Annotated in this window: 16 protein-coding genes; 11 read left to right on the forward strand and 5 right to left on the reverse strand. The window is 61.6% G+C overall.

Features of this window, described 5'->3' with window-relative positions; translation table 11 throughout:
- Positions 1 to 85 precede the first annotated feature (85 nt).
- From NWV16_RS25280 to NWV16_RS25295, 4 genes are read left to right on the forward strand one after another with little or no spacing between them, the layout of a single operon-like run.
- Positions 86 to 1,012, forward strand: a complete 927-nt coding sequence (locus tag NWV16_RS25280) for a DUF72 domain-containing protein (protein ID WP_260521186.1) — start codon at positions 86 to 88, stop codon at positions 1,010 to 1,012.
- On the forward strand, positions 1,009 to 1,806 hold the full coding sequence (locus tag NWV16_RS25285) for an endonuclease/exonuclease/phosphatase family protein (protein ID WP_260521187.1): 798 nt from the start codon (positions 1,009 to 1,011) through the stop codon (positions 1,804 to 1,806). The genes NWV16_RS25280 and NWV16_RS25285 overlap by 4 nt, the downstream gene beginning before the upstream one ends.
- Complete coding sequence (clsB, locus tag NWV16_RS25290) at positions 1,803 to 3,089, forward strand: cardiolipin synthase ClsB (protein ID WP_260521188.1); 1,287 nt, start codon at positions 1,803 to 1,805, stop codon at positions 3,087 to 3,089. Before NWV16_RS25285 ends, clsB begins: the two co-directional genes overlap by 4 nt.
- A complete protein-coding gene (locus NWV16_RS25295) occupies positions 3,086 to 4,075 on the forward strand; it encodes a lysylphosphatidylglycerol synthase domain-containing protein (protein ID WP_260521189.1) in 990 nt (329 codons plus the stop codon). Before clsB ends, NWV16_RS25295 begins: the two co-directional genes overlap by 4 nt.
- Here NWV16_RS25295 and NWV16_RS25300 read toward each other — a convergent pair whose 3' ends face one another.
- The 3 genes from NWV16_RS25300 to NWV16_RS25310 form a co-directional block, all read right to left on the reverse strand.
- On the reverse strand, positions 4,076 to 4,834 hold the full coding sequence (locus NWV16_RS25300; protein ID WP_260521190.1) for a S9 family peptidase: 759 nt from the start codon (positions 4,832 to 4,834) through the stop codon (positions 4,076 to 4,078).
- Positions 4,824 to 5,933 carry a DUF3182 family protein gene (locus NWV16_RS25305; protein ID WP_260521191.1) on the reverse strand — a complete coding sequence of 370 codons (1,110 nt, stop codon included), beginning with the start codon at positions 5,931 to 5,933 and terminating at the stop codon, positions 4,824 to 4,826. The genes NWV16_RS25300 and NWV16_RS25305 overlap by 11 nt, the downstream gene beginning before the upstream one ends.
- Before the next feature lie 178 nt (positions 5,934 to 6,111).
- Positions 6,112 to 7,107, reverse strand: a complete 996-nt coding sequence (locus tag NWV16_RS25310; protein WP_260521192.1) for a GlxA family transcriptional regulator — start codon at positions 7,105 to 7,107, stop codon at positions 6,112 to 6,114.
- Between the two features lie 99 nt (positions 7,108 to 7,206).
- On the opposite strand from NWV16_RS25310, the gene NWV16_RS25315 reads away from it, so the two are divergent.
- The 7 genes from NWV16_RS25315 (at position 7,207) to NWV16_RS25345 (ending at position 12,354) form a co-directional block, all read left to right on the forward strand.
- The gene (locus tag NWV16_RS25315; RefSeq protein ID WP_260521193.1) at positions 7,207 to 7,770 is read left to right on the forward strand and encodes a cysteine hydrolase family protein; all 564 of its coding nucleotides are present in this window, start codon (positions 7,207 to 7,209) and stop codon (positions 7,768 to 7,770) included.
- A gap of 144 nt (positions 7,771 to 7,914) precedes the next feature.
- Positions 7,915 to 8,583, forward strand: a complete 669-nt coding sequence (locus tag NWV16_RS25320; protein ID WP_065259522.1) for a YjfI family protein — start codon at positions 7,915 to 7,917, stop codon at positions 8,581 to 8,583.
- Positions 8,584 to 8,600: 17 nt separating this feature from the next.
- Positions 8,601 to 9,299 carry a PspA/IM30 family protein gene (locus tag NWV16_RS25325; RefSeq protein WP_260521194.1) on the forward strand — a complete coding sequence of 233 codons (699 nt, stop codon included), beginning with the start codon at positions 8,601 to 8,603 and terminating at the stop codon, positions 9,297 to 9,299.
- Between the two features lie 122 nt (positions 9,300 to 9,421).
- The gene (locus NWV16_RS25330) at positions 9,422 to 10,060 is read left to right on the forward strand and encodes a YjfK family protein (RefSeq protein WP_260521195.1); all 639 of its coding nucleotides are present in this window, start codon (positions 9,422 to 9,424) and stop codon (positions 10,058 to 10,060) included.
- Positions 10,061 to 10,073: 13 nt separating this feature from the next.
- On the forward strand, positions 10,074 to 10,499 hold the full coding sequence (locus NWV16_RS25335) for a DUF350 domain-containing protein (RefSeq protein WP_260521196.1): 426 nt from the start codon (positions 10,074 to 10,076) through the stop codon (positions 10,497 to 10,499).
- A gap of 17 nt (positions 10,500 to 10,516) precedes the next feature.
- Entirely contained in the window at positions 10,517 to 11,197 is a 681-nt protein-coding gene (locus NWV16_RS25340; protein ID WP_260521197.1) for a DUF1190 domain-containing protein, read from the forward strand.
- Positions 11,197 to 12,354 carry a glutathionylspermidine synthase family protein gene (locus tag NWV16_RS25345; RefSeq protein ID WP_260521198.1) on the forward strand — a complete coding sequence of 386 codons (1,158 nt, stop codon included), beginning with the start codon at positions 11,197 to 11,199 and terminating at the stop codon, positions 12,352 to 12,354. The genes NWV16_RS25340 and NWV16_RS25345 overlap by 1 nt, the downstream gene beginning before the upstream one ends.
- 75 nt (positions 12,355 to 12,429) lie before the next feature.
- Here NWV16_RS25345 and NWV16_RS25350 read toward each other — a convergent pair whose 3' ends face one another.
- Both NWV16_RS25350 and NWV16_RS25355 read right to left on the reverse strand, forming a co-directional pair.
- Complete coding sequence (locus tag NWV16_RS25350) at positions 12,430 to 12,942, reverse strand: single-stranded DNA-binding protein (RefSeq protein ID WP_065259516.1); 513 nt, start codon at positions 12,940 to 12,942, stop codon at positions 12,430 to 12,432.
- Positions 12,943 to 12,951: 9 nt separating this feature from the next.
- Entirely contained in the window at positions 12,952 to 14,349 is a 1,398-nt protein-coding gene (locus tag NWV16_RS25355) for an MFS transporter (protein WP_065259515.1), read from the reverse strand.
- Positions 14,350 to 14,480 lie beyond the last annotated feature (131 nt).

Here is a 14,480-nt window from a genome sequence, read left to right on the forward strand (position 1 = left end):
TCCGTAGTCCCGTCGAAACTTTCCCGAACCGCCCACAGTCATCACCAGACAGAGGCTGCACGAGGACTTTCGACGGGAGGACGGCATGACGGCGATTCATATCGGGATTTCGGGCTGGCGCTATGCCCCGTGGCGTGGCGACTTCTATCCACGGGGGCTGGCACAGAAGCGCGAACTGCAGTTCGCCTCCCGGGCGGTCAACAGCATCGAAATCAACGGATCGTTCTACGCCCTGCAACGGCCGGAACGCTACGCCCAGTGGTACGCCGAGACGCCTGACGATTTCGTGTTCAGCGTCAAGGCACCGCGCTTCATCACCCACATCCGCCGCTTGCGCGATATCGAAAAGCCCCTGGCGAATTTCTTTGCTTCCGGGGTGCTCGAACTGAAGGAAAAGCTCGGCCCGATACTCTGGCAGTTTCCGCCCAGCTTCAAGTTCGACCCGACGCTTTTCGAACACTTCCTCACCCAGCTTCCTCACGACACCCAGGCGGCCGCTGCACTCGCCCGCCAGCACGACGCTCATCTGCACGGCCACGCCAGCCTGAAGGCCTACGGCAAGAAACCTCTGCGGCACGCCGTGGAAATCCGTAACGACAGCTTCATCGATCCGGACTTCGTCCGCTTGCTCAAACGCTACAACACAGCGCTGGTGATCGCTGACACCGCCGGCAAGTGGCCGTATCGCGAGGATCTCACCAGCGATTTTGTCTACCTGCGCCTGCACGGTGCCGAAGAACTCTACGCCAGCGGCTACACCGAGACGGCCATCAAACGCTGGGCCGAACGCATCGACACCTGGCAGCACGGTCGGCAACCCCGTGACGCCCACTTGATCGCCCCACGCCTGAAGCCCCGGGCGCGCAAATCCCGGGAAGTCTTCTGCTACTTCGACAACGACGTCAAAGTCCGCGCACCTTTCGATGCGCGCAGCCTGCTGCATCGATTCGACCTCGACAAAGACCTTGTCACGGCTCCCGGCGAACCGGTTGCCGAAGGAGTGCTGGCATGAGCATTCCCGAGCCGGTCGGCGTCACCGATGAACAGGCCGCCGTCATCACCACGGTACGTCGCTTCACGGTGCTGACGGTCAACACCCACAAAGGCTTCACCGCACTGAACCGGCGTTTCATTCTTCCGGAATTGCGCGAGGCGGTGCGCAGCGTGTCCGCCGACGTGGTGTTTTTGCAGGAAGTGCACGGCACCCACGAACACCATCCCAAGCGCTATGACAACTGGCCGGCCATGCCGCAGTACGAGTTCCTCGCCGACAGCCTGTGGCCACAGTTCGCGTACGGGCGCAACGCGGTGTACCCCGATGGCGATCACGGCAATGCGCTGTTGTCGAAATTCCAGATCGTGCGCCACGACAACCTCGACGTCTCGATCAGCGGCCACGAAAACCGGGGCCTGTTGCACTGCGTCCTGCGCCTGCCGGGAGACGATCGTGAACTGCATGCGATCTGCGTGCACCTGGGCCTGCGGGAAAGCCATCGCAACGCCCAGCTGAGACTGCTGGGCAAACGCCTGGCCGAGCTGCCCGACGACGTGCCGGTCATTGTCGCCGGCGACTTCAACGACTGGCGCCAGCGCGCCGATGCGCTGCTTGCGCCTTGCGGACTGCGTGAAGTGTTTGCCGAACATCAGGGCAGGCCGGCACGCAGTTTTCCGGCGCGCTGGCCGGCGCTGCGGCTGGACCGCATCTACGTGCGCAACCTTAAGGCCCGCCAGCCCAGGGTCCTTGCCAACCGGCCCTGGTCACACCTGTCCGATCATGTACCGCTGTCCGTGGAGATCGAACTATGAGCAGCGCGCCGCTGGAAAAAAACGCCGCCGACACAATCACCATCAACCCGCCGATCCGCGAACCCGGTCACGTCGAGGTCGACTATGGCTGGCAGGGCAGCAACCGTGTCGAACTGCTGGAGAACGGTGAGCAATACTTCCCGCGAGTCTTCGACGCGATGCGTGCGGCCAAGAGCGAAATCCTGCTGGAAACCTTCATCGTTTTCGAAGACAAGGTCGGCAAGGAACTGCAGCAGATCCTGATCGATGCCGCCCGACGTGGCGTGCGCACTACGGTCAGTCTCGACGGCTTCGGCTGCGGTGAACTGAGCACCGGTTATCTGGCGGCGCTGAGCAATGCCGGCGTGCATTTGCAGATCTTCGACCCTGCACCGAAACACCTTGGTTTTCGCACCAACTGGTTCCGTCGCCTGCATCGCAAGATCGTGGTAGTCGACGGGCTGATCGCTTTCATCGGCGGGATCAATTTTTCCGGTGATCACCTGGCCGATTTCGGCCCCGAGGCAAAGCAGGATTACGCGGTGGAAATCCAGGGCCCGGCGGTGACCGATATTCACCATTTCGCCCTGCTGCAAAGCGGTCGCCCCGGCCGGGCGCGCTTCTGGTGGCAGCGCCGGCGCCAGCGACGGGCAGAAATGGCGTTCACCGAACATGACGGTCAGGTGCGCCTGGTGTTTCGCGACAACGACCAACATCACACCGATATCGAAGACGTTTACTTGCAGGTGCTGCGTCGGGCGAAACGCCGGGTGGTGATCGCCAATGCCTATTTCTTTCCCGGTTATCGCTTGCTGCGCGAGATGCGTAACGCGGCCCGGCGCGGTGTCGATGTGCGACTGATCCTGCAGGGCCAGCCGGACATGCTGGTGGCCAAACTCGCGGCGCGCATGACCTACGACTACCTGCTGAAGGCCGGGGTGCAGATTCACGAATATTGCCAGCGACCGCTGCACGGCAAAGTCGCTTTGGTGGATGAAGATTGGAGCACCGTCGGCTCGAGCAATCTCGATCCGCTGAGCCTGTCGCTGAACCTCGAGGCCAACGTGCTGATCCGCGACCGGGCCTTCAATCAGGCGCTGTTCGAGCGTCTCGAAGACCTCAGCCAGAACCACTGCAAGACCATGGACCCGGACAAGGCCCCGCGTGGGCGCATCTGGCACATGACCGTGGGGTTTCTGGTGTTTCACTTTTTGCGCCATTTCCCGGCCATGGCCGGTTGGCTGCCCGCGCATAAACCCCGTTTGAAACCCTTCATTGGCAAGCGCGGGAGCGATCCATCATGAGCCGTTCCGATGCGCACGCCGCAACGCACTCGCCGACCTCGGCCAGCTCTCGCTGGAGCCGCTGGAAGCGTCCACTGACGTTGCTGTTCTTTCTTGCACTGATCGTCTTGTTGACGCTGTTCGCCACCCGCATCGAATGGGCTGAAGTGCTGCAAACCCTCGCCGACTTCAAGGTGCGCACGCTGCTCGTCGCCGCCAGCCTGACGCTGCTGAGTTTTCTGGTGTACGCCAGTTTCGACCTGATCGGCCGCACTTACATCCGCCAGGACCTGACCTGGAAACAGATCCTGCCGGTGGGCATCATCAGTTATGCGTTCAACCTCAATCTGAGCGCGTGGGTCGGCGGAATCGCCATGCGCTATCGCCTGTATTCGCGGCTCGGGGTGAGCAAAAGCAATATCGCCAAGATCCTCGGACTGAGCCTGGCCACCAACTGGTTCGGCTACATGACCATTGCCGGCGCGGTATTCAGCAGCGGGCTGGTCAGCATGCCGCCGGGCTGGAAAGTCAGCAGCGGAGCGTTGCAGGGCATCGGCGTGCTGTTGCTGTTGCTCAGTGCCGGTTATCTGCTTGCGTGCCGCTTTTCCCGACGACGCGAATGGTCGATCCGCGGGGTGGAAATCAACCTGCCGTCGCTGCGCATGGCCGTTCTGCAACTGCTGCTCGGTGCGCTGAACTGGTCGCTGATGGCCGCGGTGATTTTCACTTTGCTGCCGGGCAAACTCGACTACCCGCTGGTGCTCGGTGTGCTGCTGATCAGCGCGATTGCCGGGGTCCTCACCCATATTCCGGCGGGGCTCGGGGTGCTCGAAGCCGTGTTCGTCGCCCTGCTGCAACACGAGGCTTCACGCGGCAGCCTGGTGGCCGGTTTGCTGGCCTATCGGGCGATCTATTTTCTGCTGCCGCTGTTGATCACCGTGGTGATGTACCTGGTGGTGGAGGCCAAGGCCAAGGCGCTGCGGATCGAGAAGAAACCCAAGCCGTGATCAGCGCGACTGAATGATGCTCAACCGCTCGCCCACCACCATCTCGGTGATCCAGTCGACGAGGATCGAGGTGTACGCCTGCTGCGACGTCGGATCGCTCAGGGCATGGTCGGCGCCGTCGATGATGCGGTGTGTCAGCGAGTGGGTCTGCTGGCACGCGGCGCGATAGCTCATGATCGTCGCGTGAGGCACATAGTCGTCGGTTTCCGATTGCACCAGCAGCACGTCGCCGGTGAATTGCGAGCAGGCATGCAATGCCCGGTTGCTGTCGGCCCGCACCAGGGTGCCGCGATAATCGCGCAGGTCGGCCTTGTCCAGATCGCGCTTGGGCGTGTGCCATTGTTCGTCGCGATACAGCGCCGGCACCCGCAGCGCCAGCCAGCGCACCGGGCGCAACGAGGTGAGGATCGAGGCGAGATAACCGCCGTAGCTGGTGCCGACCACCGCGATGGCCGAGGTGTCCAGCGCCGGATGGGCGAGCAGCCGGTCGTAGGCCGCCATCAAGTCACGCAGGTTGTCTTCGCGGGTGACCCGGCTCAACGGGATGCCGGTGCCGCCGGTGTGCCCGCGCAGGTCGAACGTCAGGCACACGCACCCCAGACCGGCGATGCCTCTGGCCCGCTCCAGATCCCGCTCCTGGCTGCCGCCCCAGCCGTGCACGAACAACACGCCGGGGACTTTCGATCTGGGACTGAGAAAGGTCCCGCTCATCTGCTCGTCATCAATGTCGATCTGAATGCTTTCGCTTCTAGCCGTCATAGGATTGGACCGTTACGTATTTGAGGAGAAAGTCGCTGGTCTCGGCCGGGCCGCGATAGACCTCGATGGCATCCGCCGGCAGTGCCCGGTCGCTATAGGTTTCCACCGACGAGACGCGGATCCCGCGCATCGCAGGGTCGTTGACGAAACTCTGCAACGCCGCCACTTCGGCACTGCTGGCGCCACCCATGCGCCAGGATTGTTCGAGCACGCCGCTGCGCGATCGGCCATTGCTGTCCAGGCCCTGAGCGATGTCGTAGTTGCGACGCGAAGCGTAGAAACGTGGATAGGCCTCATCCGCCGCGCTGTCGAACACCTGCGCCTGTTCAATCGCCAACCGCACATCGTCCGGCAGCTCCAGTTTCAGCAAATCGTCATAGCCGCCCTGCACCACCAGCAGGTTCGAGCCGCCATAGACCTCTTCGCCGTGGGCGTCTTCGGTCAAGTATTGATCACCGCAGTAAGTGAGCACGCGGTCGCCGATGAACGACTGGCCGACGCTGTGGGTGACCACCCGGCTCAGGTCCTGTTCGAGCACCACACCTTCAGCGAAGAGCTTCGCGGCATCAGGGCGGACGAGGATTTCGTCGAACGCATCCAGGCTTTCGATCACTTCCTGGCCGCGCCCGGCACAGGCGTGAACCGGCTTGAGACGGATCGGCCCGCTGTAGAGAAGATGTTCAGCGGCGGGCCGCGCATCTTCCAGCGCAAACACACTGAGCCCGTCGAGCACGACATTGCGCGTGCGTTCGGAAAACAGCGGTGACCAGCCTTGCGGCGCATGGGCCAGATGGCTGCGCAAACCATGACTGATGGCTTTGGTGCAGATGAAATCGTGCTCGACGAAGCCACCCCAGAGATCGCCGGGGCCCTTGATGCCCAGTGCATGGGCGCTGGCGGTGCCGACAATGGTCTGGGTCGGCAGCAGATACAAATCGCGACCACGGTGTTGTTGCGCGTCGTAGCTGCCGCCGAATTTCAGTCCGAGAATCTGCGCCATCCAACGGGCCAGTGCCCTGTTGGTCTGCACTTCGTGCTGCGGCGCGTCGGGGCGTACGGAGTGGGCGACGACTAATTTTTTGCGAGGTGTCGGGGTCATGCGTCCCCCTTCCAGCGGCTCGGTGAATGTAGGTCTGAGGGTGCAGAGATCAGGCCAAATCAGCGTCGCGGGAAAATTCACGGGAATCAGTGCATTAGCCATTTCGTACTGGCACCCCGCCCGTTTCAATCTGCACGACCGGGGCCATGGCCCCGGCATTTTGCACGACCGACCGGTGTTATTTTGCCAGCGCTGTCGGCGGGGACACGCCGAACCGGTTGCGATAATCACTCGGTGTCAGCCCGGTGATTTTCTTGAAGATGGCGCGAAAGGCCCCCGGATCCTGATAACCCACCGTCCACGCAATGTGATCGATGGTGCCGTTGGTGAACTCGAGCATTTCCCGGGCCTTGCCGACCCGCAGGTGCTGACAGTACTCGGTGGGTTTCAGCCCGGTCGCGGCACGGAACCGGCGCAGGAATGTGCGCTCTTCCAGGCCCGAGCGTTCGGCCATCGCCCCAAGCGATACATCGGTCGCACCGGTGCTCTGCAGCCAGTGCTGGACCTTGAGAATCGACGCATCGCCATGGCCGAGGATCGGCGCGAAGTTGCTGCCGCAGGCACTGGCGCTGTCGCTGTGATCCATCACCAGAAACCGCGCGGTAGCGCTGGCGATGCTCGGCCCCAACAATCGATCGACCAGTCGCAGTCCCAGCTCCGACCAGGCCATCAGCCCGGCAGTGGTGATCAGGTCGCCGTCATCGACAACCGGTGTGTCAGCCTTGAGCTTGATGTGCGGATAACGCTCGGCAAAGGCCTTGGCCGAGGTCCAGTGAGTGGTGGCGCTGCGCCCGTCGAGCAGGCCGCTTTCGGCCAGCAGCCACGAACCCACGCAGACCCCGCCCAACGTCGCGCCCCGGGCGTGTTGCTCGCGCAGCCATTGCAGCAGTTGCGGTGTTGCCTGCTCTGCGCTGAACCCGGCGATCGAAGGCGGGATCAACACCGCCAGCAATCCCGTATCGGTTGCCGGATGGCTGTCGTGGATCCGTACCGGCGCGTGATCGGAGCCGACCTGCCAGTGACTGACCCGCAGGCGCGGCAATTGCTCGGCCCGATGCTCGGCAGCGATCCGCTCGGCCACGCCGAACAGGTCGGTCAAACCATGCACCGCCGCCATCTGCGCACCGGGATAAATCAGCACGCCCAGCTCGGCAACGGCCCTTTCAACACCCATTGTCAGTTTTCCCCTGCTTATTGTCGGTGCGGCCAATCCTCGAAACCGCGCTTCGCGCCAATACTGAATCCACTCTCAACAACACTTCGAGGACACCCCATGGCCAGGCAAGCACTCATCGTAGTCGATATCCAGAACGACTACTTCCCCCAGGGCAAGTGGCCGCTGTCAGGCGTCGATGCCGCCGCCGACAACGCCGCCCGACTGATCGCCGCGTTCCGTGAAGCGGGTAAACCGGTGATCCATATCCGCCACGAGTTCGCCTCTGCAGACGCAGCGTTTTTTGCTCCGGGTTCCGAGGGCGCAAAGCTGCACCCCAAGGTGCTCAACCGCGCCGACGAACCGGTGGTGCTCAAACACTTCGTCAACGCCTTCCGCGAAACCGAACTGCAATCGATCCTCGATGAGAAAGACATCAAGGAACTGGTGGTGGTCGGCAGCATGAGTCATATGTGCATCGATGGTGTCGCCCGTGCGGCGGCGGATCTGGGCTACACCGTCACGGTGATCCACGATGCCTGCGCCACCCGCGATCTGGAATTCAATGGCGTGACCGTGCCGGCGGCCCAGGTGCATGCGGCGTTTATGTCTTCGCTGGCATTTGCCTACGCCAGCGTGGTCTCGGCAGACGAATTCATCGCGGCCAGCCGCCAATCCTTGTAACGAAGCTTCGTCAACATATAGGCCCGCCATGTTGCGGGCCTTTTTTTCGTGCACTAAAAAAAACTCACGCGTGAGCCATTGATGGCACTTTGGATTGGCTGTAGTGTGGCTCACGCGTGAGATGTTCATAACGGAGTCATCGCCATGAAAAGCAACTCCCCCGCAACAAAATCGGAGAGCCCGAAGGGAGTGCGCTCGACACCGTCCGCGAAAAAGCCGTCGAGCTTCTACATGAAGCAGATGCGCGCGGGCCTGGCTGCCGCCGGTTATGTGAAACACGAAACTTGGGTGCTTCCCGAAAACCGAAGCTTGCTCAAGCAAATGGAGCAACAGCTACGCCAACCGATTCTGGCTGGCTCATTCATGTCGGAGAATTACATGAGCGCAGGCAACAACTGGAACATCGATAGCCTCTACAACGCTTTCAAGGCGCTGGACGAGGTGGCATCGCACGAGATCACGCTGTCCCTGATCCAGAGCGCCGAACCCAGCCTCAAACTGGAAATGAACGAGTTCGGCGGCCTGCCGATTCACATCGCCATCGCCGGTCAGCAAATCATCGTCGATACCGTGCTGGTGGACATCGATTCGATCACCGACGTGCGCGCCTTCAACGACGCCGTGTTGCGCAGCCGGGAAATGTTCCCGCTGTCGTCGATCGGCATCGAGACCATGCCCAACGGGCAGACCGTCTACAACATGTTCGGCGCACTGAGCGCGGATTCGAGCCTGACCAACGTGGTTACCGAGGTGAAAACCCTGGTCGATAACGTGCAGCGCGCCAGCGAAGCCTTCGAACACTTCTTCAAGTAATCAACAGGGAATATCCAATGACTCAGTCCATCTGGAGCAAGTTGTTCACCGCACTGCGCGGCGGCGCCAGTGAAGTCGGCGAAGCGATCGTCGATCAACAGGCCCTGCGCATCCTCGACCAGGAAATCCGTGACGCCGACAGCGCCTTGTCCAATGCCCGTCGCGAACTGGTCACCATCATGGCCAAGCACAAACTCTCCGCCGACCGCGTGAGCGAGTACGACGCCAAGATCAAGGATCTGGAAGCCAAGGCCGTTTCCGCGCTGAACGCCGGTCGTGAAGACCTGGCCATGGAAGTCGCCGAAGCGATTTCGACCCTGACCAACGACCTGAACACCGAGAAAGCCCAGAGCGACGAGTTCGGCACTTACGCCGACAACATGCGCAAGGACATCAACAAGGCCGAAGCGCGGATCAAGAGCCTGCGCCAGCAAGTGGACATGGCCAAGGCCCGTGAAAGCGTGCAGAAGGCCCAGGTCAGTGCGTCCATCGCCAGCGGCGGCGCCAATGGCAAACTGGAAACCGCGGTCGGCACCCTGAACCGTTTGCAGGAAAAGCAAAAACAACGCGCCGCCGAGCTGAACGCTCAGGACGAACTGGCCGATGCCACGACCGGCAACGACCTGGACCGCAAGCTGCGCGAAGCCGGCATCACGCCGAACGAAGGCAGCGCCAACGCGATTCTCGAGCGCCTGAAGCAGAAGTCGGCCCAGTAAGGGCGACAGGGAAAAGAAGGGCACCCGGTGCCCTTCTTTTTTGCCTGCTCGTTCGTCACGAGGCCGGTACACTAGCGGCGTTTTGCCAAAGAACACCTCCACCCGCTTCAAGGAATGTACCCATGGGATGGTTAAAGAACTTGCTCGGCACCGGCCCGGCCCCCGTACGCGAGGCGGCCGGCGGTCCGCTGGGGCTGGCGCAGGGCAAGGCGATCCGCTTCGATTCGACGCTCGGCCTGCTGCTCGACGGCAGCACCTCGGTAAGGGTTCCCGATGCCCAGGCCATCTGGAGCGCCGGCTGGATCGACCTCGGTCAGTCGAACAAGCTGCATCGTTACTACCTGGACAACGAAGATTTCTGGCTGCAGGTTCACGTCACCGGCGACGATCAGATCGAATCGGTGACGCTGTTCAATTACCTCAGCTACGTCACGGTCAACAGTGATGCCGAGCTGCAGCGCCTGGCGGGCCCGAACAGCCTGATCGGTCTGCCGGCCTATACCCATGAGGGTGTCACCTTTACCCGCGAATGGGGCACCGAACGCGGTCAGACCGAACTGGTCCCGCTCACCGAGCAGGTGATCAATCCCGACGAGTCCTACACCATCGAGCACCATTCGATGCTGTACGCCCGGGAAACCGGCCTGACCGACCGCCGCGAACTGCTGCTGTTCTCCGTCGAACAGGACGAAGAAGGCACCGTCAGCCTGAGCACATCGCTGGGCATCTCGCTGTACACCACCGATCTGAGCACCATTTAAAAGGAAGTTCCTCATGCTGGAAGTGCTGTCCGTCTCCCTGAACAAGGCCGCGCTGGTGGGCTTCGTCGCCTATCTGATCGGCGCCGTACTGCTGTTCATGCTGTTTCAGTTCGTCTACACACGCATCACGCCGCACAAGGAGTTCGAACTGATTCGCGCCGGCAACAACGCGGCGGCCATCGCCCTGTCGGGTGCGATCATCGGTTTCGCGATTCCGGCGAGCAACATCATCGCTCACTCGATCAACGTCCTCGATTTCGTCCTCTGGGCCGTGATCGCTGCCGTGGTGCAACTGCTGGCTTTTCTGGCCACCGGGCTGGTGCTCAAGGGCACATCGCAACGCATCGCCAACGGTGAAGTCGCCGCCGGCATCTACGTGGCGGCGGTGGCAATCAGCGTCGGCATGCTCAACGCTGCGTGCATGACCCCGTCCTACTGATCGGCAGGAAGCCTGAGATGAAACGAAGCAAGTACGTCCAACTGTCGCTGGCCGCTTCGGTGGCCCTGGCGATTTCCGGTGAAGCAACCGCCGAGGCACAACAGCGCACCTTCCAGAGCGTGGAACAGTGCGTCGACGCCGAAGTGGCAGCCGATGCCTGCTCGAACGCCTACGTCGCAGCGCTGGCCGAACACCGGCGCATTGCCCCGGCGTATGACGACAAAAGCAAGTGTGACGCAGACTTTGCCGCCGGTTGGTGTCAGAAAAATTCCGACGGGCGTTTTGTACCGAAGCTCGGTGGTTTCAAGGTGCCGCCAAATCCCGAACCGGCGCAGAACCTCGATGCGATTGCCAATGCGCAGATGCCGGCGGGCGATGCCGAACCTGTCCAGACCCAGAGCACGACTCACGTCTCCAGCGGTGGCGGGTCGAGTAACGGCTGGCTCACCGGATGGTTGATCGGCAATGCCATGAGCAACAACACGCGGACGGTGTATCGTGACCGCCCTGCCCGTCAGACGTACGGCACTTCGACGCTGAACCGGCGTATCGAATCGACGCGCACCAGCAGCAGTTCGGACTACACCGGTTCCCGGAGCAAACCGGTCAACGTGGCGTCTTCGACGTCCCGTGGCGGTTTCGGCAGCCAGTCCAGCGCCCGCAGCGGTTGGGGCGGCTGGGGCAGTTCGAGCAGCTGATGAAGAAGATCCATTGCGCCGAGCGCCACGACTGGAAACAGACGGCCGAAAGCCTCGGCTTTCTGTTCCACACCATCGACGACGAGCCCTACTGGGACGAGCGCGCGTACTACCAGTTCACGCTCGCACAGATCGAAAACGATCTCGAGGATCCGACTGCCGAACTGCATGAGATGTGCATGGATCTGGTGGATCGGGTCGTGCACAGCGAAGAACTGCTCGATCGCCTGAGCATCCCCGCGCCGTACTACGACATGATCCGAACGTCCTGGCTGGAAGGTCATCCGCATCTGTACGGGCGCATGGACTTCTCCTACAGCGGCAACGGTCCGGCGAAACTGCTGGAACTCAACTACGACACGCCCACCAGCCTTTACGAGGCCTCGGCCTTCCAGTGGGGCTGGCTGGAGCAATGCATCGAGCGCGGGATGCTGCCGCGCCATGCCGACCAGTTCAACAGCATCGACACACGATTGCATGAAGCCTTTGCCGCGTTGAAGCTCAAGCGTCCTTTCTACTTTGCCTCGATGAAAGGCTCCGTCGAAGACAAGGGCACCACAGACTACCTGCGACTGATCGCGGAAAAGGTCGGCATCGAATCCCGGCACATCGATATCGAAGACATCGGCCTGACGAGTGACGGGCGTTTCGTCGACCTCGAGGATCGCTGGATCCCGCACCTGTTCAAGCTGCATGCCTGGGAGTTCATCTTCCACGAGCCGTTCGGCGCCGCCATTGCCGACTGCGATACGCAGTTTTTCGAACCGGCGTGGAAAGCCATTCTCTCGAACAAGGGCGCCCTGCCCCTGCTCTGGGAGTTGCACAAGGGTCATCCGAATCTGCTGGCGGCGCATCTTGATCCGAATCCGGGAAGCGCTGTGCCGAAAGGCTGGGTACGCAAACCCTACTTCTCCCGGGAAGGTGCCAACATCGAGCTGCAAACTGCCGACGGTCTGATCGTCAAAGAGGATGGTCCCTACACGGATGCGCCCTTCATCCTGCAGGAATTTGCGCCGCTGCCGAAGTTCGATGACAGCTACACGCTGATCGGGTCATGGGTCATCGGCGATCAGGCGGCGGGAATTGGCGTGCGCGAGGACAACAGCCTGATCACCAAGGATTCGAGCCGGTTCCTGCCGCATCTGATTCTCGACTGAAAAACCTGCGCCCATGAAAAAGGCCCGTCGTGTTCAGCGACGGGCCTTTTTGTTCAAAGCGGATGCAGCAGCGAATCAGAACGGAATGTCGTCATCGAAGCTGTCGAAATCCGGAGCCGGTTGCGGTGCGGCCTGCTGAGGAGCCGGACGCTGTTGCGGTGCCGACTGCTGCGGACGCGGGGCCTGCTGGCGTGGCGCCTGCTGCTGATAGTTATTGCCACCGCCTTGTTGGTCGCCCTGTTGTGGACGGCCGCCCAGCAGCTGCATGGTGCCTTGCATGTCGACCACGATTTCAGTGGTGTAACGCTTGATGCCGTCCTTTTCCCACTCGCGGGTCTGCAGTTTGCCTTCGATGTAAACCTGCGAACCCTTGCGCAGGTATTCGCCGGCGATTTCGGCAACCTTGCCGAACATCGATACGCGGTGCCATTCGGTCTTCTCGACCTTCTGACCGGTCTGCTTGTCGGTCCACTGTTCGCTGGTTGCCAGACTCAGGTTGGTCACGGCGTTACCGTTAGGCAAGTAGCGAACTTCGGGATCCTGGCCGCAAGTGCCGACCAATATGACTTTGTTAACCCCACGGGCCATAACGTTCTCCTAGGCTTCGCAAGCAGCCTCGGCCGGGTTGTTCACCAGGCGTTCGAGGGTGTCGCGATCCACTAATTCTTTATCCAGTTTGATGTAAACAGCCGCTTCATCGGCGACTATCACTGCATCCGTTACCCCCACGAGGGCCCTGAGGCGCTCGACCAGACCCGCTTCGCGGATCGCCTCGGGCGACAACGGCAAGCGCAGGCTCGTCACGTAGGGTGGTTCGCGCATGGTAACAGCAAAGGCCAGCCAGATGGCAGCCAGCCCGGCACATCCGAGGAACACAACCGACAGACCGCCATGCTGGAACATCCAGCCACCGAGAATCCCGCCGAGTGCCGAACCGAGGAACTGGCTGGTGGAATACACGCCCATGGCCGTACCCTTCCCGCCTGCCGGTGAAACCTTGCTGATCAGCGACGGCAGCGAAGCCTCCAGCAGATTGAACGCGGTGAAGAACACCACCGTGCCGATCACCAGAGCCCGCAGGCTGTCACCGAACTGCCAGAAGAATAGCTCAGTGAGCATCAGCGTCATGACGGCGCCGAGCAAAACTCGTTTCATTTTGCGTTTCTTCTCGCCGTAGATGATGAACGGGATCATGGCGAAGAAAGAGATCAGCAAGGCTGTGAGGTAGACCCACCAGTGCTGTTCCTTGGGCAGCCCGGCCTTTTCCACCAGCGCCAGAGGCAGCGCGACGAAGCTCGACATCAACATCGCATGTAACACAAAAATGCCCAGATCCAGACGCAGCAGGTCCGGGTGCCTGAGCGTGGGCATCAATGCCTGACGCGCAACACCGGACTCGCGATGACTCAGCGGCCCGGTGGATTTCGGCACCATGAACTGCACGATCACGATACCCACCAGCGCCATGCCGCCAGTGGCCAGGAACAGGCCGGAAAGACCGAATGCGCGAGTCAGCAGCGGGCCGACCACCATGGCCACGGCGAACGAAAGGCCGATGGTCATACCGATCATCGCCATCGCTTTGGTGCGATGCTGTTCGCGGGTCAGGTCGGAAAGCAGAGCCATGACCGCCGCGGAAATCGCCCCGGCGCCCTGCAGGATGCGACCGGCGATAACGCCCCAGATCGAATCCGCCTGGGCCGCCAGCACGCTGCCGAGGGCGAAGACGATCAGCCCCAGGAAAATCACCGGACGGCGGCCGATACGGTCGGAAATGATTCCGAACGGGATCTGGAAAATCGCCTGGGTCAGGCCGTAGGCGCCAATCGCCAGCCCGATGAGAGCCGGGGTCGCTCCCGCCAGATCCATGCCATAGGTCGCCAGTACCGGCAGCACCATGAACATGCCAAGCATACGGAAGGCGAACACCAGTGCCAGACCGCTCGCCGCGCGGGTCTCGCTGCCACTCATGCGTTCGCTGTGGGGATCGTGCATGGAAAAACCTCGTGTGAACCGGCGGCGATTCTACCAGTCCCATCGAAAGACGGGGTATATCGCGACGCTTTGCCACGTACAGATGAAATTCTCTTCATGCAAGGCGAAAAACCCTTCATTCGATAGTGTGC

The sequence above is a fragment of the Pseudomonas sp. BW7P1 genome, from assembly GCF_024981055.1.
GTDB lineage: Bacteria > Pseudomonadota > Gammaproteobacteria > Pseudomonadales > Pseudomonadaceae > Aquipseudomonas > Aquipseudomonas bananamidigenes.